The following is a 15,480-nucleotide window of genomic DNA, read 5'->3' as shown; positions in this document are numbered from 1 at the left end:
GCCGAGCGAAGAGGGCGCATAGCCGGGTAATGGTTCCCCTTTCGTTCGCAGGTCATGATTTCCTGGCTTTGCCGGAGGCGGCTTTGTTCTGGCCGGCGCATGGCGCGCTGCTGGTGGCTGACCTGCATTTCGAGAAGGCGAGCTGGTATGCGCGCTTCGGCCAGTTCCTGCCGCCGCACGACAGCGCGGCGACGCTGGACATGATCGAGGCGCTGGTGGCGCGCACCGGCGCACGGGCGATCTGGTCGCTGGGCGACAGTTTTCATGATGCCGATGGCGCGGCGCGGCTGGACCCGCGGGCGCGGGCGCGATTGCAGGCGCTGACCGAACGGCTCGACTGGCTGTGGATAACCGGCAATCATGACGTCGGCGTGGTGCATATGCCGGGCGGACGCCGTGCGGTCGAGGCGGAGGTGGACGGCGTCTGGCTGCGGCATGAGGCCGACCCGGCCGACCCCCGGCCGGAGATATCGGGCCATTTCCACCCCAAGCTGCGCCTGTCGCTGCGCGGCCGGCATGTGTCGCGCCGCTGCTTCGTCGGATCGCCGACCAAGTTGATCCTGCCGGCGCTCGGCGCGCTGACGGGCGGGCTGGATGCGGGCCATGGCGAGATACAAAAGGCTGTCGGGCCGGGTGCAATGGCGTTGATACCCGTTTCCGACCGATTGCTGCGCTTTCCGCTGACGTAAGCAAACGCTACGGAAACCGGGCGTTAAATTGTTGCTGCTAGGCAACAGGGCCATGCAGCCATCATCACGCACTGCGGAAAAAGCCCGGAATCACGCGATATATTGCGTTATTCCGACTGTGGCAGCATAATCGCGCATAGTCCCGACCCGGCAAAAAGCCAGGCGGGCCAGGAGAGGATGCACATCATGATGCACAAGAGCCTTTGGCTGATGTCCGCCGGTGCCGTCGCGCTGGTGGGCGCCATGCCGCTTGCCCATGCCCAGGATGCCGCGCCGCAGGCGGCAGTGGACACCGAAAGCGTCGACATCATCGTCACCGCGACCCGCCGCGCCAGCCCACTGTCCGACGTGCCGATCGCGGTATCGGCGGTCGGCCAGCAGGCGATGCAGAATAGCGGCGCCAATGATATTCGCGCGCTCAACCAGCTGGCGCCGTCCCTGCTGGTCTCTTCGACCGGGACCGAGGCCAATGGTTCGGCCCGTATTCGCGGCATCGGCACGGTCGGCGACAATCCTGGCCTGGAAAGCTCGGTTGCGGTGTTCATCGACGGCGTCTATCGGTCGCGCACCGGTGCGGGCCTCAATGATCTGGGCGAGATCGAGCGGGTCGAGGTGCTGCGCGGGCCGCAGGGCACGTTGTTCGGCCGCAACGCGTCGGCGGGCCTGATCAACATCGTCAGCAAGGCGCCGGAATTCACCCTGGGCGGCATGGCCGAGGCGACCTATGGCAACTATGATTATTGGCGCCTGGCCGGGCGCATCACGGGCCCGATCGCCAAGGGGATCGCGCTGAGCCTGGACGGTGTCTGGTCCAAGCGCGACGGTTTCTATGATCTGGTCGATACCAGCGGCAACAAGGTTGGCGACACCAATGATCGCGACCGCTATTTCCTGCGTGGTCAGGCGCTGATCGAACCCAGTGATGCCCTGTCGATCCGGCTGATCGGCGATTATACCAATCGCGACGAAAGCTGCTGCGGCGCGGCCTATGTCGAGACGCGCGAACGGCGGCCGGCGACCGGCGGCGGCTATAGCACGGCGCCGTTCAACCGCATCGGCGCGATCCTGGCCGGGCAGGGCAGCGTCTTCCCCGCCGATCCCTATGATCGCGAGCTGACCATCACCGAAGGGCGCGACTATGTCAGCAAGCTGAAGGACTGGGGCGTGTCGGGCGAGATCAACTATGATCTGGGCGGCGCGAAACTGACCAGCATCACCGCCTATCGCGACTATAAATCCCGCGACTATGGCGATTATGACTATTCGGGCGCCGACCTTCTCTATCGCGATCCCAATACCTATCGCCAGTTCAAGACCTTCACCCAGGAATTGCGGGCGCAGGGTTCGGCCTTCAACGAAGCGCTCGACTGGCTGGTGGGCGGCTATTACGCCAATGAGAAGCTGACGCTGGAAGATAATATCCGCTTTGGCGCGGACTATGGCCGCTTTGCCGCCTGTCGCCTGATGGCGGGCGCGGGCGTGAACAGCAACTTCACCGCAGCGCAACTGGCGGCCTGCGGCAGCGGTCTTGCCACGTCGGCGCTGATCGGCGGCACGCAAGCAAATCTCAACGCCGGCCTGACCGCCGCGCTGATCAATGCCGGATTGCCGGCCGGCGTTGCGGCGGCGCAGGCGGGGGCGATCTCCACCGGCCTCGGCAATGGCCTGCGCGCGCTGGCGGCAATCCCGGAAGGCACCGGCGACGTTGCCTCCATCTACCGCCAGAAGAGCGAGAATTGGGCGCTCTTCACCCATAATATCATCCACATCACCAAGCGGCTCGATCTGACCCTGGGCCTGCGCTACACCCATGAATCGAAGAAATTCTCTTCGGACTTCAATAACAACAACGCGACCTGCGCGGCGTTGCAGGCCTCTTCGCTGCCGACGCTGGCGACCAATGCGTCGCTGGGCAGTGCGGCGGCGCTGGCGGGCGGCATCCTGACGCTCGGTTGCCTTGGCAATGGCTCGACCACGCTCAATGCGCTCGACCTCAACGACAAGATCAGCGACGGCGAGTTCAGCGGCACGGCGGTGCTGTCGTGGAAGCCGATCGACGAGATGCTGGTCTATGGCAGCTATTCCAAGGGCTATAAGGCGGGCGGCTTCAACCTCGACCGCTTCCAGCTGGGATCGACCGGCCTGAACACGGTGCCGGCGGTCTATGCGCCGCGCACCAATGCCGATGTGGCTAGCCTGCGCTTCGCCGCGGAGAAGGTCGACGCCTTTGAAATCGGGCTCAAATATACCCAGCCAAAATGGAGCGCGAACATCGCGGCCTTCCGTCAGGAGTTCAAGAATTTCCAGCTGAACACCTTCAACGGCACCAGCTTCGTCGTGCAGAATATCAATGGCTGTGACAGCGCCCTGTCGGCGGCGCGGACCTGCGATTCCGGCGATGTCGGGCCGGGCCTGATCAGCCAGGGCGTGGAACTGGAACTGACCGCGTCACCGGTGCGCCATTTCCGCCTGACCGGTGGCCTGACCTACGCACGGGCGAAATTCGCCAAGCGGCTGGTCGGCAGCGGCGATGGCAGCGTGCCGCTCGATCCGGCGCTGTTCCTGCTGCCCGGATCGATCAACAGCAATGCGCCGCAACTGGTGACCACGGCGAGCATGGCCTGGACGCCGGATATCGGGTCGAACGGCCTGTCCGCACTCTTCTACATCGATGGCCGCATGATGAGCGACTATAATACCGGGTCCGACCTGTTCCCGGAAAAGGCGCAGGACGGCTTTGCGGTGTTCAATGCGCGCGTCGGCCTGCGGGGCAAGGATCAGCGCTGGGCGGTCGAATTCTGGGGCCAGAATATCTTCAACCAGGATTATACCCAGGTCGCCTTCAGCAGCCCGCTCCAGTCGAGCAGCCCGGCGACATCGACCACCGGTCAGTTCGTGCAGGGCGCGCCGATGGCGAACCAGCTCATCTCCGCCTATCTGGCCGAACCCCGCACCTATGGCATTACCTTGCGGGGGCGTTTCTGATCATCCCGAGGCCGCTCCGGGGCACGGGGCGGCTGACGGGGGCGCGTTCGCCGAACAGGGCGGTGCCGACGCGAATGTCGGTGGCGCCCAGCATCAGGGCGGTTTCGAAATCGCCCGACATGCCCATCGACAGGCGCGGGAGGCCCTCTTCCCGCGCCATTTTCGCGAGCAGGGCAAAATAGGGTGCCGGTTCGACATCGGCCGGGGGCACGCACATCAGGCCGAGCAAGGGGATGTCAGCGTCACGCGCGGCGGCGATCAGCGCTGGCACATCGGCGATCGGGCAGCCGCCCTTCTGTTCCTCGGCCCCGATATTCACCTGGATGAAGCAGGGCAGGCGCTTGTCCGCGGCGTCCATCGCCTTGGCGAGCGCGGTCAGCAGCGAGAGGCGATCGAGCGAATGGATGACGTCGAACAGGGCGACGGCATCGGCGGCCTTGTTCGACTGCAACTGGCCGACCAGATGCAGGGTAAGATCCGAGAATTGCTCGCGCAGGGCGGGCCATTTGTCCTGACTTTCCTGGACGCGGTTTTCGCCGAAGACGCGCTGGCCGGCGTGGATCAGCGGAAGGATCGCTTCGGCCGGCTGGGTCTTGGACACGGCGATCAGGTTGATGTCGTCGGCGCTGCGCTGGGTCAGGCGGGCGGCGCGGTCGATCTGGTCGCGCAGGGTGGCGAGGCGGGCCGCAGCTTCGGGGATGTCGGTGGTCATGGCGGCTGCTATAGGCGATGGCCATGCACGCCCGCCACCGCAAAAAGCTGCCCGGCCTCTGGCTGATGACCGATGAGCGGGTGGAGGATGCGTCCTTGCTGGCGGCGGCGGCACGCCTGCCGCGTGGGCGCGCGGGAATCGTCTTTCGCCATTATCGCACCGAAGCGGTGAAACGGCGCGCGCTGTTCGAGGCATTGCGGGCGATTGCGCGGCGGCAGCGGCTCGTTCTGATGCTGGCGGGGGACGCGCGGACGGCCGCCGTCTGGCGCGCGGATGGCTGGCATGGGCGGGATGGGGCGAAAAATTTCCACAGACTTATCCACAGCCAGGCGGCGCATGACCGGCGGGAGCTTCAGGCGGCGGCGCGCGCGGACATGGTCTTCCTGTCGCCGCTGTTCCCGACCCGGTCGCATCCTGGTGCCGGGGCGCTGGGGCGGATCGGCTTTGCGGCGCTTGCGCGGCAGGCGAAGGCGCCGGTGATCGCGCTGGGCGGGGTCAGGGCAAAGCACCGGCATATGCTGCGCGGAATCGGCGCGGCGGGCTGGGCGGCGATCGACGGACTGACCGACCATATATGAATCCGGGTCATGGGGCCTAGCGCGGATGCGGGCCTAATAGCCTGTGGATAAGTCGGCTAGGCTGGGGGACGCCATCCATCCTGCGGAGAGCCGACATGACCGAACCCACCGACGCGCGCCGATCCTTTGGCGATCTGGCGCCTCATCTGGCGGAAATGACCGACAAGACTTTGTTCGGCGAAGTCTGGGCCGATCCGGCACTGTCGCCGCGCGACCGCAGCCTCATCACCATCACCAGCCTCATCTCGCTCTATCGCGGCAATGAGCTGCCCTTTCACCTGCAGCGGGCACTGGACAATGGGCTGACGCGCGCGGAGATCATCGCGACCATCACCCATCTGGCCTTCTATGCCGGCTGGCCGCCGGCGATGACCGCACTGGGCATCGCCCGCAAGCTGTTCGACGATGTGCAGGACTAAGGCGGCGATGGGCGCATTGACGCTGGCCGCCTTCATGCTGGGTGTCGGAGCCGGGCGGCAGGCCAAGGCGCAGGCCGCGCCGGACAAGCCGATCGTGCGGATTGCCGAGCTGGAGATCGATCCGGCCCGGATCGAGCAGTATAAGACCTATCTGCGCGAGGAGATTGCCGCATCGGTGGCGCAAGAGCCGGGCGTGCTGTCACTGTCGGCGGTGGCGATCGCCGGAAAGCCGGCGAGCATCCGCCTGCTGGAAGTCTATGCCAGTGACGCGGCCTATCAGGCGCATCTCAAGACACCGCATTTCCTGAAATATAAGCAGGGCACCGCCGACATGGTGCAGTCATTGCGCCTGATCGAGACGGAGCCGGTCATGCTCTGCGCCAAGGGTGGCGGCAGCTATTGCTGACGCGTTGGAGTGATCGGCATCAGGCGATGCCGATCATGCGTATCCTAGCCCATTCAGGCGATCAGAATTTGAAGATGGTGCCCAGATAGACGGCCTGGTTGTCCTGGCGCTCGTCGGTCATCGGGGTCAGGCGGCCGGCAACGCTGTTGTTGTAGCGGATGCCCGCTGTCACGTTGAGGTTGCGGGTCAGCGAGTAGGAGCTGGCCAGATCCAGCGAATAATCCTTGTCCGCACTCGGGTTGCGGACGGTCGCCGTCGGCTCCCGACGGCTTTCCAGCAGCACCTTGGTGCTGAAGCGATCCTTCTTGCCGTCATCCAGCGAGAAATTCTTCGCATCGACCATGGTTTCGACCGGAACCGGGTCCAGCGCCTTGCGGCCGGTATTTTCCGGCAGGGCGAACTTGCGCCAGCCATGCTCGCCGTTCAGGCTGAAGCTGACGGGCGCGATGTTGACCGGGACCACCGAGCGGTTGGCGGCAACGCGATCGACGTCGCTGGCGCGGACCATGACGGTGATCGAGCGCTGGCCGCTGAGCGAACCGCTGGTCGGCGTGAAACGGAAATTCTGGCGACCGGCCGAGGCGGCGATCTTCGCATAGGCCGCAGCCAGGCGCGAATCCTTGGTCGTGGGGGTGAAGGAGGAAATGCTGCCCAACGCGCCGAGCGATACCGGGGCTTCCTCACGCATGCGGACGAGATCGGTTGCGGCGCCAAAAGCGGGCGACAGCATGAAGCCAGCGACGGCGATCGCCGAGCCTGCCAATGCCAAATGTCCCCGTTTCACGCGCATGATTCGAATCTCTTCCCCACCGGTTATTTTTCAAGACGCATTAGACACCAAAAAGCGCCATTGACCAGAGGCGCTATCCGCTTTTTGTCTGAGCTGTTGCACAGAGCACACAGACTCCGAGGACGGGTTGCGACGATCCGTGGCGTGTCGGACCCGCGCGCCCCCTTGCCCAATGGCGCGCGTCGACTATAGAAGCGGGGCGTTTTTCGTCTTTTTCAAGCTAGGACATGCCTGATGGTCCGTCGCCTTCCCGTTACCCTTTCCTCCGGTCTTCTGCTGGCTGCGCTCCTGCCGCTTGCCGCATGCGGGGGCGGCGCGAAGGAACGGCCCAAGGCCGATCTGGCCGCGTCGAAGGTCACCACCATCGGCGTCAACGCCTATCTGTGGCGCGCCAGCCTGGATACGCTGTCCTTCATGCCGATGGTGCAGACCGATTCCAACGGCGGCGTCATCGTCACCGACTGGTATACCAACCCCAACACGCCGAGTGAACGGATGAAGGTCACCGTGTCGATCCTGGACCAGGATCTGCGCGCCGACGCGCTGCGCGTGGCCGCCAGCCGCCAGGTCAACCAGAATGGCCAGTGGGTCGATGCCCCGGTGCAGGCCGCGACGGTGCAGAAGCTGGAAGAGATTATCCTGACCAAGGCGCGCGACCTGCGCCGCATGGCGATCGGCTGAACCACCCCTTTCGGGCGCGACTGATACGGTAACGCCCTGTTTTCAAACCATCGGGGCTGGGCTTTCACAGAGCCCAGCCCGCTTGCATTTGTAAGGACATGACATGCAAAGGCGCTTCAACCCGCTGGAGGCCGACGCCCGCTGGCAGGCCGTCTGGGACGAGAAGCAGAGCTTCAAGGCGGACGATGCCTCGACGAAGCCGCGGAGCTACGTGCTGGAGATGTTCCCCTATCCGTCGGGGCGCATCCATATCGGTCATGTCCGCAACTATTCGATGGGCGACGTGCTGGCGCGCTTCCGCCGGATGACCGGCCATGAAGTGCTGCATCCGATGGGCTGGGACGCGTTCGGCATGCCGGCCGAAAATGCGGCGATGGAAAAAAAGGTGCATCCGGGCGAATGGACCCGGTCCAACATTGCCAACATGCGCGCGCAGCTGAAAAAGCTGGGTTTCGCGATCGACTGGAGCCGCGAACTCGCCACCTGCGAGCCGGACTATTATGGCCATGAACAGGCGCTGTTCCTGGACATGCTGGAATCGGGCCTGGTCTATCGCAAGGAAAGCCAGGTCAACTGGGATCCGGTCGACATGACCGTGCTGGCGAACGAGCAGGTGATCGACGGGCGCGGCTGGCGATCGGGCGCGCTGGTCGAGAAGCGCAAGCTCAACCAGTGGTTCCTCAAGATCACCCAGTTCGCCGACGATCTGCTGGAGGGCCTCCAGACGCTCGACCAGTGGCCCGACAAGGTGCGGCTGATGCAGGAAAACTGGATCGGCAAGTCGGTCGGCCTGCAGTTCAGCTTCAAGCCGGTCGCGCCGTTCGACAGCGAGATCGAGGTCTATTCGACCCGTCCCGACACGATCTTCGGCGCCAGCTTCGTCGCGATCGCGGCCGACCACCCGGTCGCGCAGGCCGTCGCCGCGAACAATCCCGATGCCGTTGCCTTCATCGAAAAGTGCAAGGAAGGCGGCACCACCGCTGCCGAGCTGGAAACGGCGGAGAAGCTGGGCTTCGACACCGGCCTGACGGTCGCGCATCCGTTCGATCCGGACTGGCACCTGCCTGTCTTCATCGCCAATTTCGTGCTGATGGACTATGGCACCGGCGCCGTCATGGGCGTGCCCGCGCATGACCAGCGCGACCTCGACTTCGCCCGCAAATATATGCTGCCGGTCGAGCGCGTGGTTGCGCCGGAGGGCGAAGCCGACAAGCCGATCCATGACGAGGCCTATACCGGTCCCGGCCATCTGGTGAACTCGCGCTTCCTGGACGGCATGGCGGTCGAAGCCGCCAAGGCGGCCGTCATCGCCCGCGCCGAGGGCGAAGGCTGGGGCGCGGGCAAGACCGTGTTCCGCCTGCGCGACTGGGGCGTGTCGCGCCAGCGTTACTGGGGCACCCCGATCCCGGTCATCCATTGCGATGATTGTGGCGTGGTGGGCGTGCCCAAGGACCAGCTGCCGGTGAAGCTGCCCGAGGATGTGACCTTCGACATTCCCGGCAATCCGCTGGATCGTCACCCGAGCTGGAAGCATGTCGATTGCCCGTCCTGCGGCAAGGCGGCGCGGCGCGAGACCGACACGCTCGACACCTTCGCGGATTCGAGCTGGTATTTCATCCGCTTCGCCAGCCAGCCCGACGACAAGCCGTTCGATCGCGCGACCGTGGAGCAGTGGCTGCCGGTCGGCCAGTATATTGGCGGCGTGGAACATGCGATCCTGCATCTCCTCTATGCCCGTTTCTGGACCCGCGCGCTGCAGCATATGGGTCAGCTGGGCTTTGCCGAGCCCTTCACCGGCCTGTTCACGCAGGGCATGGTGACCCACGAGACCTACAAGGCCGGCGATGGCAGCTGGCTGTCGCCGCAGGAAATCAAGAAGTCCGGCGACGACTATATCCATATCGAGAGCGGGGCGCCGGTCACGGTCGGCCGCGTCGAGAAGATGTCCAAGTCGAAGAAGAATGTCGTCGATCCCGATGACATCATCGAACAATATGGTGCCGACGCCGTGCGCTGGTTCATGCTGTCGGACAGCCCGCCCGAGCGCGACCTGCCCTGGACCGAGGCTGGCATCGAGGGCAGCTGGCGCTTCGTCAACCGCGTCTGGCGCCTGTTCGGCGAAGCGGATGCGGCGGCGGAAGGCCAGGACAAGGCCTTGGATCGCAAGCTGCACCAGACGATTGACGGCGTCGCCAAGGATATCGAGGCGCTGGGCTTCAACAAGGCCGTCGCCAAGATCTATGAGCTGGTCAACGCGATCGAGAAGGCCAAGCCGTCGGCCAGCCGCACCGCGGCGATCCGCGCGCTGGCGCTGCTGGTCGCGCCGATGACCCCGCATCTGGCCGAAGAGGGCTGGGCCGAGATGGCGCAGCCGGGCCTGATCGCCGAAGCCGCCTGGCCGGCGGTCGATCCGGCGCTGCTGGTCGAGGATGAAGTGACCATCGCCTGCCAGGTGATGGGCAAGCTGCGCGACACCATCACCGTGCCCAAGGGCACGCCCAAGGACGAGCTGGAAAAGCTGGCACTGGCGGCGCCGAACGTTGTTCGCACGCTGGATGGCGCCACCCCCAAGAAGGTGATCGTGGTGCCCGACCGTCTGGTCAATCTGGTCATCTGACCTGTGCCCGTCACCCCGACCTTTGGTTCGACAAGGGCGGGGTGACGGGATAAGGATCATGCCCATGAAGCGCATCCTTCCCCTCGTCGCCCTGACTCTTCTCACCGCACCTCTTCTCACTGCCTGTGGGCTGCGGCCGGTCTATGGCGGCGGCAGCCATGGCGCGGTGGCGCAGGGGCTGGGCCATGTCGAGGTGCAGGATATTGCGGGCAAGGGCGGCTGGCTGATGCGCAACGCCCTCAACGACCGGCTTGGCGCGATCAGCAATGGTTCCGGCCCCAGCTACAAGCTGGTGGTGAAGCTGGACGACCAGATCAGCGGTTTCGGTCTGCGGTCCGACGCGGCCATCACCCGTGAGCGGCGCACGCTGCGGGCGCGCTATCAGCTGATCGATGAAGCGACCGGTGCGCAGGTGCTGGACGACAGCGCCGGGTCGGACGCCGGCATCAACGCGACGTCGAGCGAATATGCGACGATCGCGGCCGAAGACACGGCGCTGGAGCGGCTGTCGGAGATCGTCGCCGACCAGATTGTCACCCGCCTGGCGCTGTATGCGACGCGCAAGGAAGGTGCCCAGGCGGCGCCATCGCCAGCCCCATCGTCGGCGGCGTCGACCGGCCAGTGAAAGCCAATCGCGGCCAGATAGAAAAGGCGCTCGACGCGCCGCCGTCGGATATCCGCTTCTTCCTGCTCTACGGTCCTGACGAGGCGGGCAGCACCGCGCTTGCCAGGCGGCTGGAGCGGGCGATGGGGCCGGGGGCCGAGCGGGTTGATCTGGACGTGGCCACGCTGCGCGAGGATCCGGCACGGCTGGCGGACGAAGCGGCATCCTTCTCCATGTTCGGCGACAAGCGCTGGGTGCGTATCAACGGCATGGGCGACGAATCGCTGCCGGCGGTCACGGCGTTGCTGGAGGCGGAGGCGGCGGGCAATCCGGTGATCGCGATCGCCGGCGCGCTCAAGGCGACGTCGAAGCTGGTCAAGCTGGCGCTCGACCATAAGGGCTGCATGGCCTTCATCTCCTATCAGCCCGATGCTCGCGAGGCGGAGCAGATCGCGATGGCGACCGCGCGCGAGAACGGCCTGCGCCTGCCGCACGAACTGGCGCGCCGCATCGTCGACCTGGCCAATGGCGACCGGGCGCTGATGGGAATCGAGATCGAGAAGCTGGTCCTCTATCTCGACGCCGCGCCGGAACAGCCGCGCGAGGCGACGGCGGAGGCGCTGGACGCGCTGTCGGCCGACAATCCCGATTCCGACGCGGCGCCGCTGGTCAATGCGGTGCTGGGCGGCGACCTCCGGGCGATGCACAAGGAACTCAACAATCTGGCGGAGATCGGCGCGGCCATGGCGTCGGTGATCCGGCCGCTGCTGACCCGTGCAATGCTGATCGCCAATATCCGCGCGGATTTCGACAGCAGTGGACGGCTGGAGGCGGCGGTGGAATCGGCCGGCAAGGCGGTCTTCTGGAAGGAGAAGGGGCTGGTCACCCGCCAGGTGCGGCTGTGGGACGCGACCGGCATCGCCCGCGTCATCCAGCGTCTGGCCCAGGCCGAACGGTCCAGCCGCGGCGGCAAGGGGCTTGGCGACCTACTGGTGCGGCACGAGCTGCTGGCGATCGCCCGACAGGCGGCGCGCGAGCGGGCCTGATCGCGGACTTGATAAGGTCTTCGGCGGACGCCATATTGCCGCCATGGAAAAGCTGGACCTGAGCGAAGCCGAATGGCGTGCGCGCCTTTCCCCCGAACAATATCATGTGCTGCGCGAAGCGGGCACCGAACGGGCCTTCACCGGCAAATATAACAGCAACAAGGCGGATGGCGTCTATTATTGCGCCGGTTGCGGCGCGGAACTGTTCGATGCCGAGGAAAAATATGACAGCGGGTCGGGCTGGCCCAGCTTCACCGCGCCGGTCGATATCGACGCGGTCGAGGAAATTCGCGACGCCAGCCATGGCATGATCCGCACCGAGGTGCGCTGCGCCACCTGCGAGAGCCATCTGGGCCATGTTTTCCCTGACGGCCCCGGCGTCAACGGCCTGCGTTACTGCATGAACAGCGCGTCGCTGGATTTCAAGTCGCGCGACGACGCGGAATAAGAGCGTCATAGGGACGGACTGGTGCGGGGCGGGGGCAGCATGTCCTGCCCGCCCCGGCTTGTTCGGACCTCCACCGATAATATTCATCGCGGGTAAAGCCGCATCATCCTTACAGACCGGGGAGTTTTCCGGACGAGCGCCCTGATTTGCGCTGGTCCGGGCCGGTAATAGCGCGTATCCGGGGCGGCAAATGGCACGATCTGACAAGAGCAAGAAGGCGCCGGGCAAGGCGAAGAAATGGCTGGTGCGCGGGCTAAAGATCGGTCTGGTCGGCGCCTTTGCCGGCTTGGTCGCGATCGGCGTGGCCGTGTTCATCGCGATGCAGTCACTGCCCGACTATAACAGCCTAAAATCCTCCCCCAATGGCCAGATGATCCGCGTCCATGCGGCGGACGGATCGGTCATCGTCTCCCTGGGGCCGAGCTTTGGCCGCTGGCTGAGCTATGACCAGATCCCCTCGGTCATGGTCGATGCGATGGTGTCGACCGAGGATCGCCGTTTCTACATGCACCCCGGCGTCGATCCGGTCGGCATGGCACGCGCGGCCTGGGTCGCGCTGGAACGGCGCGGCAGCGGCCGGCGCTGGCAGGGTGCCTCGACCATCACCCAGCAGGTCGCGCGCAACATCTTCCTCAACAACAGCTATAGCTGGGGCCGCAAGGTCCGCGAGATGGTGCTGGCGATGGCGCTGGAGCGCAAATTCTCCAAGCAGCAGATCCTGGAACTCTATCTCAACAAGGTCTATTTCGGCGGCGGGGCCTATGGCATCGACGCCGCCAGCCGCAAATTTTTCGGCCATCCCGCGCAGAGCCTGGACCTGCCCGAGGCGGCGATCATCGCCGGCCTGGTGAAGGCGCCGTCCAGCTATTCCCCCACCGCCGATGCCGAGGCCGCGATCGGCCGCGCCGGCGTGGTGCTCGACCTGATGCAGGAAAATGGCAAGATCAGCGCTGCCGATCATGCCAATGCCAATCTGGCTGGCGTGCGCATGGCGCCCGAGCCGCCGCAGAACAGCGTGCGCTATTTCACCGACTGGGCGCTGCCGCAGCTCGATACGCTGATCGACGAGCCCAATGAGCCGCTGGAAGTCTATACCACCATTGACCTTGGCATGCAGAATGCGGCGACCGCCGCGGTGAAGGCCAATGTGTCGAACGGCATGCAGGGCGCGCTGGTCAGCCTGGATCGCGACGGCGCGGTGCGCGCCATGGTCGGCGGGCTCGACTATGTGACGTCCAACTATAATCGCGCGACGACCGCCGTGCGCCAGCCCGGCTCGGCCTGGAAGATCTTCGTCTACATGGCGGCGCTGGAGGCGGGCTATACGCCCGATACCGGCGTTACCGACGAGCCGGTGACGATCAATGGCTGGAGCCCGCGCAACAGCAATGGCCGCTTTGCCGGCGCGATCGATATCCGCACCGCCTTTGCCTATTCGATCAACACGGTCGCGGCGAAGCTGGGCGTGGAGGTCGGCTTCCCGACCGTCGCCGACATGGCGCGCCGCTTCGGCATCACCACGCCGATCAACACCCACCCCTCGATGGTGCTGGGCACGTCGGACGTGCGGCTGATCGACATGACCCGCGCCTTCGCCTCGATCGCGCGCAAGGGCGTGGCGGTCACCCCCTATGGCATCACCAAGGTGACGACCGCCGACGGGCGGATGCTCTACCAGCATCAGGATGATACCAGCCGCGTGCTGGTGGCGCCCTGGGTCGCGGCGGGCATGACCGACCTGATGCAGACCGCGGTCAGCACCGGCACCGGCAGGGCAGCGCAGATCGGTCGCCCGGTCGCGGGCAAGACCGGCACCACCAACAGCGGCAAGGATGGCTGGTTCTTGGGCTTTTCCAGCGGCATCACCACTGGCGTCTGGGTCGGCCGGGATGACGCCAAGGCGGTGCCTTCGCTCTATGGCGGTCGCGCGCCGGCCCACGCCTTTTCCGATTATATGAAGGTCGCCGTCGCCAAGCGGCCGGTGGAGCAGTTCGAGACCCAGGTCACCCTGCCCGAATGGCAGCTGGAGCCGGACGAGGAGGCCTATTACGGCCAGCCGGATAACGGCATGGAAGGCGGCATGATGGTCGATGAGAATGGCCTGCCGATCGACCGTGCTCGGCCGGCCGGCAGCGAGGCGGAGGATGGCGAGGATATGGCTCAGCCCGATCCGGCCGATCGCCCGGCGCCGCCGCGCCTGGACCAGCAGTGGATCGACAATGTGCTGGGCCGCACGCCGCGCCAGCGCCAGCCGGCCCAGCAGCAGCGACCCGACAATCCCTGATCCCGTGCCTCAGCGTCCCTGACGGGGCGCTGAGGCGGCCAGCCGGACCGGATCGAGCGCGCCGGTATCGGGCAGCAGGAAGTCCACCTTGCCCCGACCGAAGTCGATCGCAACCCGGTCGAACAGCCGCAGCGCGTTCATCCCCAGCATCAGCGCCGGCTTGTCGGCCAAACCCAGCTCGGCAAAGGGGCTGGCCTCGGCAAACAGCACCGGCACGCCGGTCAGCTTGACCCGGCCCATGCGCACGAAATCCAGCCGCCCGACATCGCCGGTCAGCGTGTCGCCGGTCACGCTGATCAGGCTGGCCTGTAGCAGTTCGGGGGCGCGCTTCTTGCGCACCAGCTTGTCGCGCAGCGCCAGATTGCCGACGCTGAAATTGGCGCCGGTATCGAGGATGATGTTCACCTTCATCCCGTTGACATCGGAATCCAGCAGGATCAGCTGCCCCTTGCGCCGGCGCGCCTCGACGATGATCGCATCGGGATCGCGCGGGGGCAGGCGGCGGCTTTCGCTGATTTCCATCCGGCCGGTGCGGAAATTGAGCAGCACCCGCTTGGCATGCAGGCTGTCGAGGCCGAGCAGGCCGGCGGCGCCCAGATGCTCGCCGTTCAGCACCGGTGCCTCTATATCGTCCACCGTGGTCGCGCCGAAACCGAGCCGGGGCACGGCGACGGTCGGCACCTCCGCCTTGCCGGTCATGCTGAGGATGGTGACGATCCGCCGATTGGGCAGGGCGAGCCGGTCGGCCAGGTCGCGGGCGATGACCGTGCGCTGCGAGCCGGTGTCGATCACGAAGTTCCACGGCCCCTTGCCGTCGATATTGATGGGAATGGTGACGCGGTCGTCGAGCGAGGGGCCGGTGCGGACGACGGTGGGTGGTATGTCGGGATCGAGCGGGGGGCTGTCCTGCGCGGCGAGTGGCAGCGCGGTGAGCGCGCCCGTGGCGATCGCCATCAGGGCACGGAAATAACGCATTTCCTCATCCTTCCGATATTTTATGTCTCATCATATCACGGGGCAGGATATGTCGTCCATCGCCGCAGATGGGGCACCACCTGTCGAAAATCCCCGGATCGCCCATGATTTCAGGCGGAATAGGGAAATGTCCTCGCTTGACTTGAGGGCCGGGCGCTCGCTAAACGCCGACTATTCCCCTCGCCCTTCCGGCGCGAGGCTTTCCCGAGACATTGACCGGGCAAAATCTCCTTTCTTACCCGGCTA

General features: G+C 65.5%; 14 protein-coding genes. 11 read left to right on the top strand and 3 right to left on the bottom strand.

Translation table 11 applies throughout. The features are described 5' to 3' along the window. Window positions 1-29 precede the first annotated feature (29 nt). Both pdeM and DIZ22_RS16915 read left to right on the top strand, forming a co-directional pair. Window positions 30-689: a ligase-associated DNA damage response endonuclease PdeM gene (gene pdeM / locus DIZ22_RS16920; protein ID WP_048938020.1), complete on the top strand. Its 660-nt coding sequence runs from the start codon at window positions 30-32 to the stop codon at window positions 687-689. A gap of 189 nt (window positions 690-878) precedes the next feature. Beyond that, complete coding sequence (locus DIZ22_RS16915; RefSeq protein ID WP_170978415.1) at window positions 879-3,674, top strand: TonB-dependent receptor; 2,796 nt, start codon at window positions 879-881, stop codon at window positions 3,672-3,674. Here DIZ22_RS16915 and DIZ22_RS16910 read toward each other — a convergent pair. Next, complete coding sequence (locus DIZ22_RS16910) at window positions 3,652-4,386, bottom strand: YggS family pyridoxal phosphate-dependent enzyme (RefSeq protein ID WP_048938022.1); 735 nt, start codon at window positions 4,384-4,386, stop codon at window positions 3,652-3,654. The two genes, DIZ22_RS16915 and DIZ22_RS16910, sit on opposite strands and share 23 nt — an antisense overlap. A gap of 23 nt (window positions 4,387-4,409) precedes the next feature. Here DIZ22_RS16910 and DIZ22_RS16905 point away from each other — a divergent pair, with 23 nt between their 5' ends. The 3 genes from DIZ22_RS16905 (at window position 4,410) to DIZ22_RS16895 (ending at window position 5,789) form a co-directional block, all read left to right on the top strand. After that, window positions 4,410-4,964, top strand: coding sequence for a thiamine phosphate synthase (locus DIZ22_RS16905; RefSeq protein WP_170978409.1), 555 nt, complete (start codon window positions 4,410-4,412; stop codon window positions 4,962-4,964). A 95-nt stretch (window positions 4,965-5,059) separates the two neighbouring features. Continuing rightward, window positions 5,060-5,383 (top strand): carboxymuconolactone decarboxylase family protein, encoded by a 324-nt coding sequence (locus DIZ22_RS16900; protein ID WP_048938024.1) that lies wholly within the window; start codon window positions 5,060-5,062, stop codon window positions 5,381-5,383. Between the two features lie 7 nt (window positions 5,384-5,390). After that, window positions 5,391-5,789, top strand: a complete 399-nt coding sequence (locus DIZ22_RS16895) for a putative quinol monooxygenase (RefSeq protein WP_048938025.1) — start codon at window positions 5,391-5,393, stop codon at window positions 5,787-5,789. A 61-nt stretch (window positions 5,790-5,850) separates the two neighbouring features. Here the strand turns inward: DIZ22_RS16895 and DIZ22_RS16890 are convergent, their stop codons facing one another. After that, window positions 5,851-6,579, bottom strand: coding sequence for a hypothetical protein (locus DIZ22_RS16890; protein ID WP_004209179.1), 729 nt, complete (start codon window positions 6,577-6,579; stop codon window positions 5,851-5,853). 234 nt (window positions 6,580-6,813) lie between these two features. Here DIZ22_RS16890 and DIZ22_RS16885 point away from each other — a divergent pair, with 234 nt between their 5' ends. From DIZ22_RS16885 to DIZ22_RS16860, 6 genes are all read left to right on the top strand, one after another. Then, a complete protein-coding gene (locus DIZ22_RS16885; protein WP_004209178.1) occupies window positions 6,814-7,260 on the top strand; it encodes a DUF3576 domain-containing protein in 447 nt (148 codons plus the stop codon). A gap of 103 nt (window positions 7,261-7,363) precedes the next feature. Continuing rightward, window positions 7,364-9,877, top strand: coding sequence for a leucine--tRNA ligase (gene leuS, locus DIZ22_RS16880; protein WP_048938027.1), 2,514 nt, complete (start codon window positions 7,364-7,366; stop codon window positions 9,875-9,877). Between the two features lie 64 nt (window positions 9,878-9,941). Further along, window positions 9,942-10,502 carry an LPS assembly lipoprotein LptE gene (gene lptE / locus DIZ22_RS16875; RefSeq protein WP_037508875.1) on the top strand — a complete coding sequence of 187 codons (561 nt, stop codon included), beginning with the start codon at window positions 9,942-9,944 and terminating at the stop codon, window positions 10,500-10,502. Next, window positions 10,499-11,527, top strand: coding sequence for a DNA polymerase III subunit delta (gene holA / locus DIZ22_RS16870; protein ID WP_122928420.1), 1,029 nt, complete (start codon window positions 10,499-10,501; stop codon window positions 11,525-11,527). Before lptE ends, holA begins: the two co-directional genes overlap by 4 nt. Before the next feature lie 43 nt (window positions 11,528-11,570). Continuing rightward, entirely contained in the window at window positions 11,571-11,975 is a 405-nt protein-coding gene (gene msrB, locus DIZ22_RS16865) for a peptide-methionine (R)-S-oxide reductase MsrB (RefSeq protein WP_048938028.1), read from the top strand. A 190-nt stretch (window positions 11,976-12,165) separates the two neighbouring features. Then, window positions 12,166-14,259: a PBP1A family penicillin-binding protein gene (locus DIZ22_RS16860; RefSeq protein WP_122928419.1), complete on the top strand. Its 2,094-nt coding sequence runs from the start codon at window positions 12,166-12,168 to the stop codon at window positions 14,257-14,259. A gap of 9 nt (window positions 14,260-14,268) precedes the next feature. Here DIZ22_RS16860 and DIZ22_RS16855 read toward each other — a convergent pair whose 3' ends face one another. Then, window positions 14,269-15,234 (bottom strand): retroviral-like aspartic protease family protein, encoded by a 966-nt coding sequence (locus DIZ22_RS16855; RefSeq protein ID WP_048938030.1) that lies wholly within the window; start codon window positions 15,232-15,234, stop codon window positions 14,269-14,271. Window positions 15,235-15,480: the final 246 nt, after the last annotated feature.

It is taken from the genome of Sphingobium sp. LF-16 (genome assembly GCF_003711185.1).
GTDB classification, from domain to species: Bacteria; Pseudomonadota; Alphaproteobacteria; order Sphingomonadales; family Sphingomonadaceae; genus Sphingobium; species Sphingobium yanoikuyae_A.
Note: the sequence above shows the minus strand (reverse complement) of the source record. Positions and strands in the feature narration are given on the sequence as shown.

Coding starts and splice junctions, on each gene's coding strand:
- pdeM (WP_048938020.1), top strand. CDS start 30: ATGGTTCCCCTTTCGTTCGCAGGTCATGATTTCCTGGCTTTGCCGGAG.
- DIZ22_RS16915 (WP_170978415.1), top strand. CDS start 879: ATGCACAAGAGCCTTTGGCTGATGTCCGCCGGTGCCGTCGCGCTGGTG.
- DIZ22_RS16910 (WP_048938022.1), bottom strand. CDS start 4,386: ATGACCACCGACATCCCCGAAGCTGCGGCCCGCCTCGCCACCCTGCGC.
- DIZ22_RS16905 (WP_170978409.1), top strand. CDS start 4,410: ATGCACGCCCGCCACCGCAAAAAGCTGCCCGGCCTCTGGCTGATGACC.
- DIZ22_RS16900 (WP_048938024.1), top strand. CDS start 5,060: ATGACCGAACCCACCGACGCGCGCCGATCCTTTGGCGATCTGGCGCCT.
- DIZ22_RS16895 (WP_048938025.1), top strand. CDS start 5,391: ATGGGCGCATTGACGCTGGCCGCCTTCATGCTGGGTGTCGGAGCCGGG.
- DIZ22_RS16890 (WP_004209179.1), bottom strand. CDS start 6,579: ATGCGCGTGAAACGGGGACATTTGGCATTGGCAGGCTCGGCGATCGCC.
- DIZ22_RS16885 (WP_004209178.1), top strand. CDS start 6,814: ATGGTCCGTCGCCTTCCCGTTACCCTTTCCTCCGGTCTTCTGCTGGCT.
- leuS (WP_048938027.1), top strand. CDS start 7,364: ATGCAAAGGCGCTTCAACCCGCTGGAGGCCGACGCCCGCTGGCAGGCC.
- lptE (WP_037508875.1), top strand. CDS start 9,942: ATGAAGCGCATCCTTCCCCTCGTCGCCCTGACTCTTCTCACCGCACCT.
- msrB (WP_048938028.1), top strand. CDS start 11,571: ATGGAAAAGCTGGACCTGAGCGAAGCCGAATGGCGTGCGCGCCTTTCC.
- DIZ22_RS16860 (WP_122928419.1), top strand. CDS start 12,166: ATGGCACGATCTGACAAGAGCAAGAAGGCGCCGGGCAAGGCGAAGAAA.
- DIZ22_RS16855 (WP_048938030.1), bottom strand. CDS start 15,234: ATGCGTTATTTCCGTGCCCTGATGGCGATCGCCACGGGCGCGCTCACC.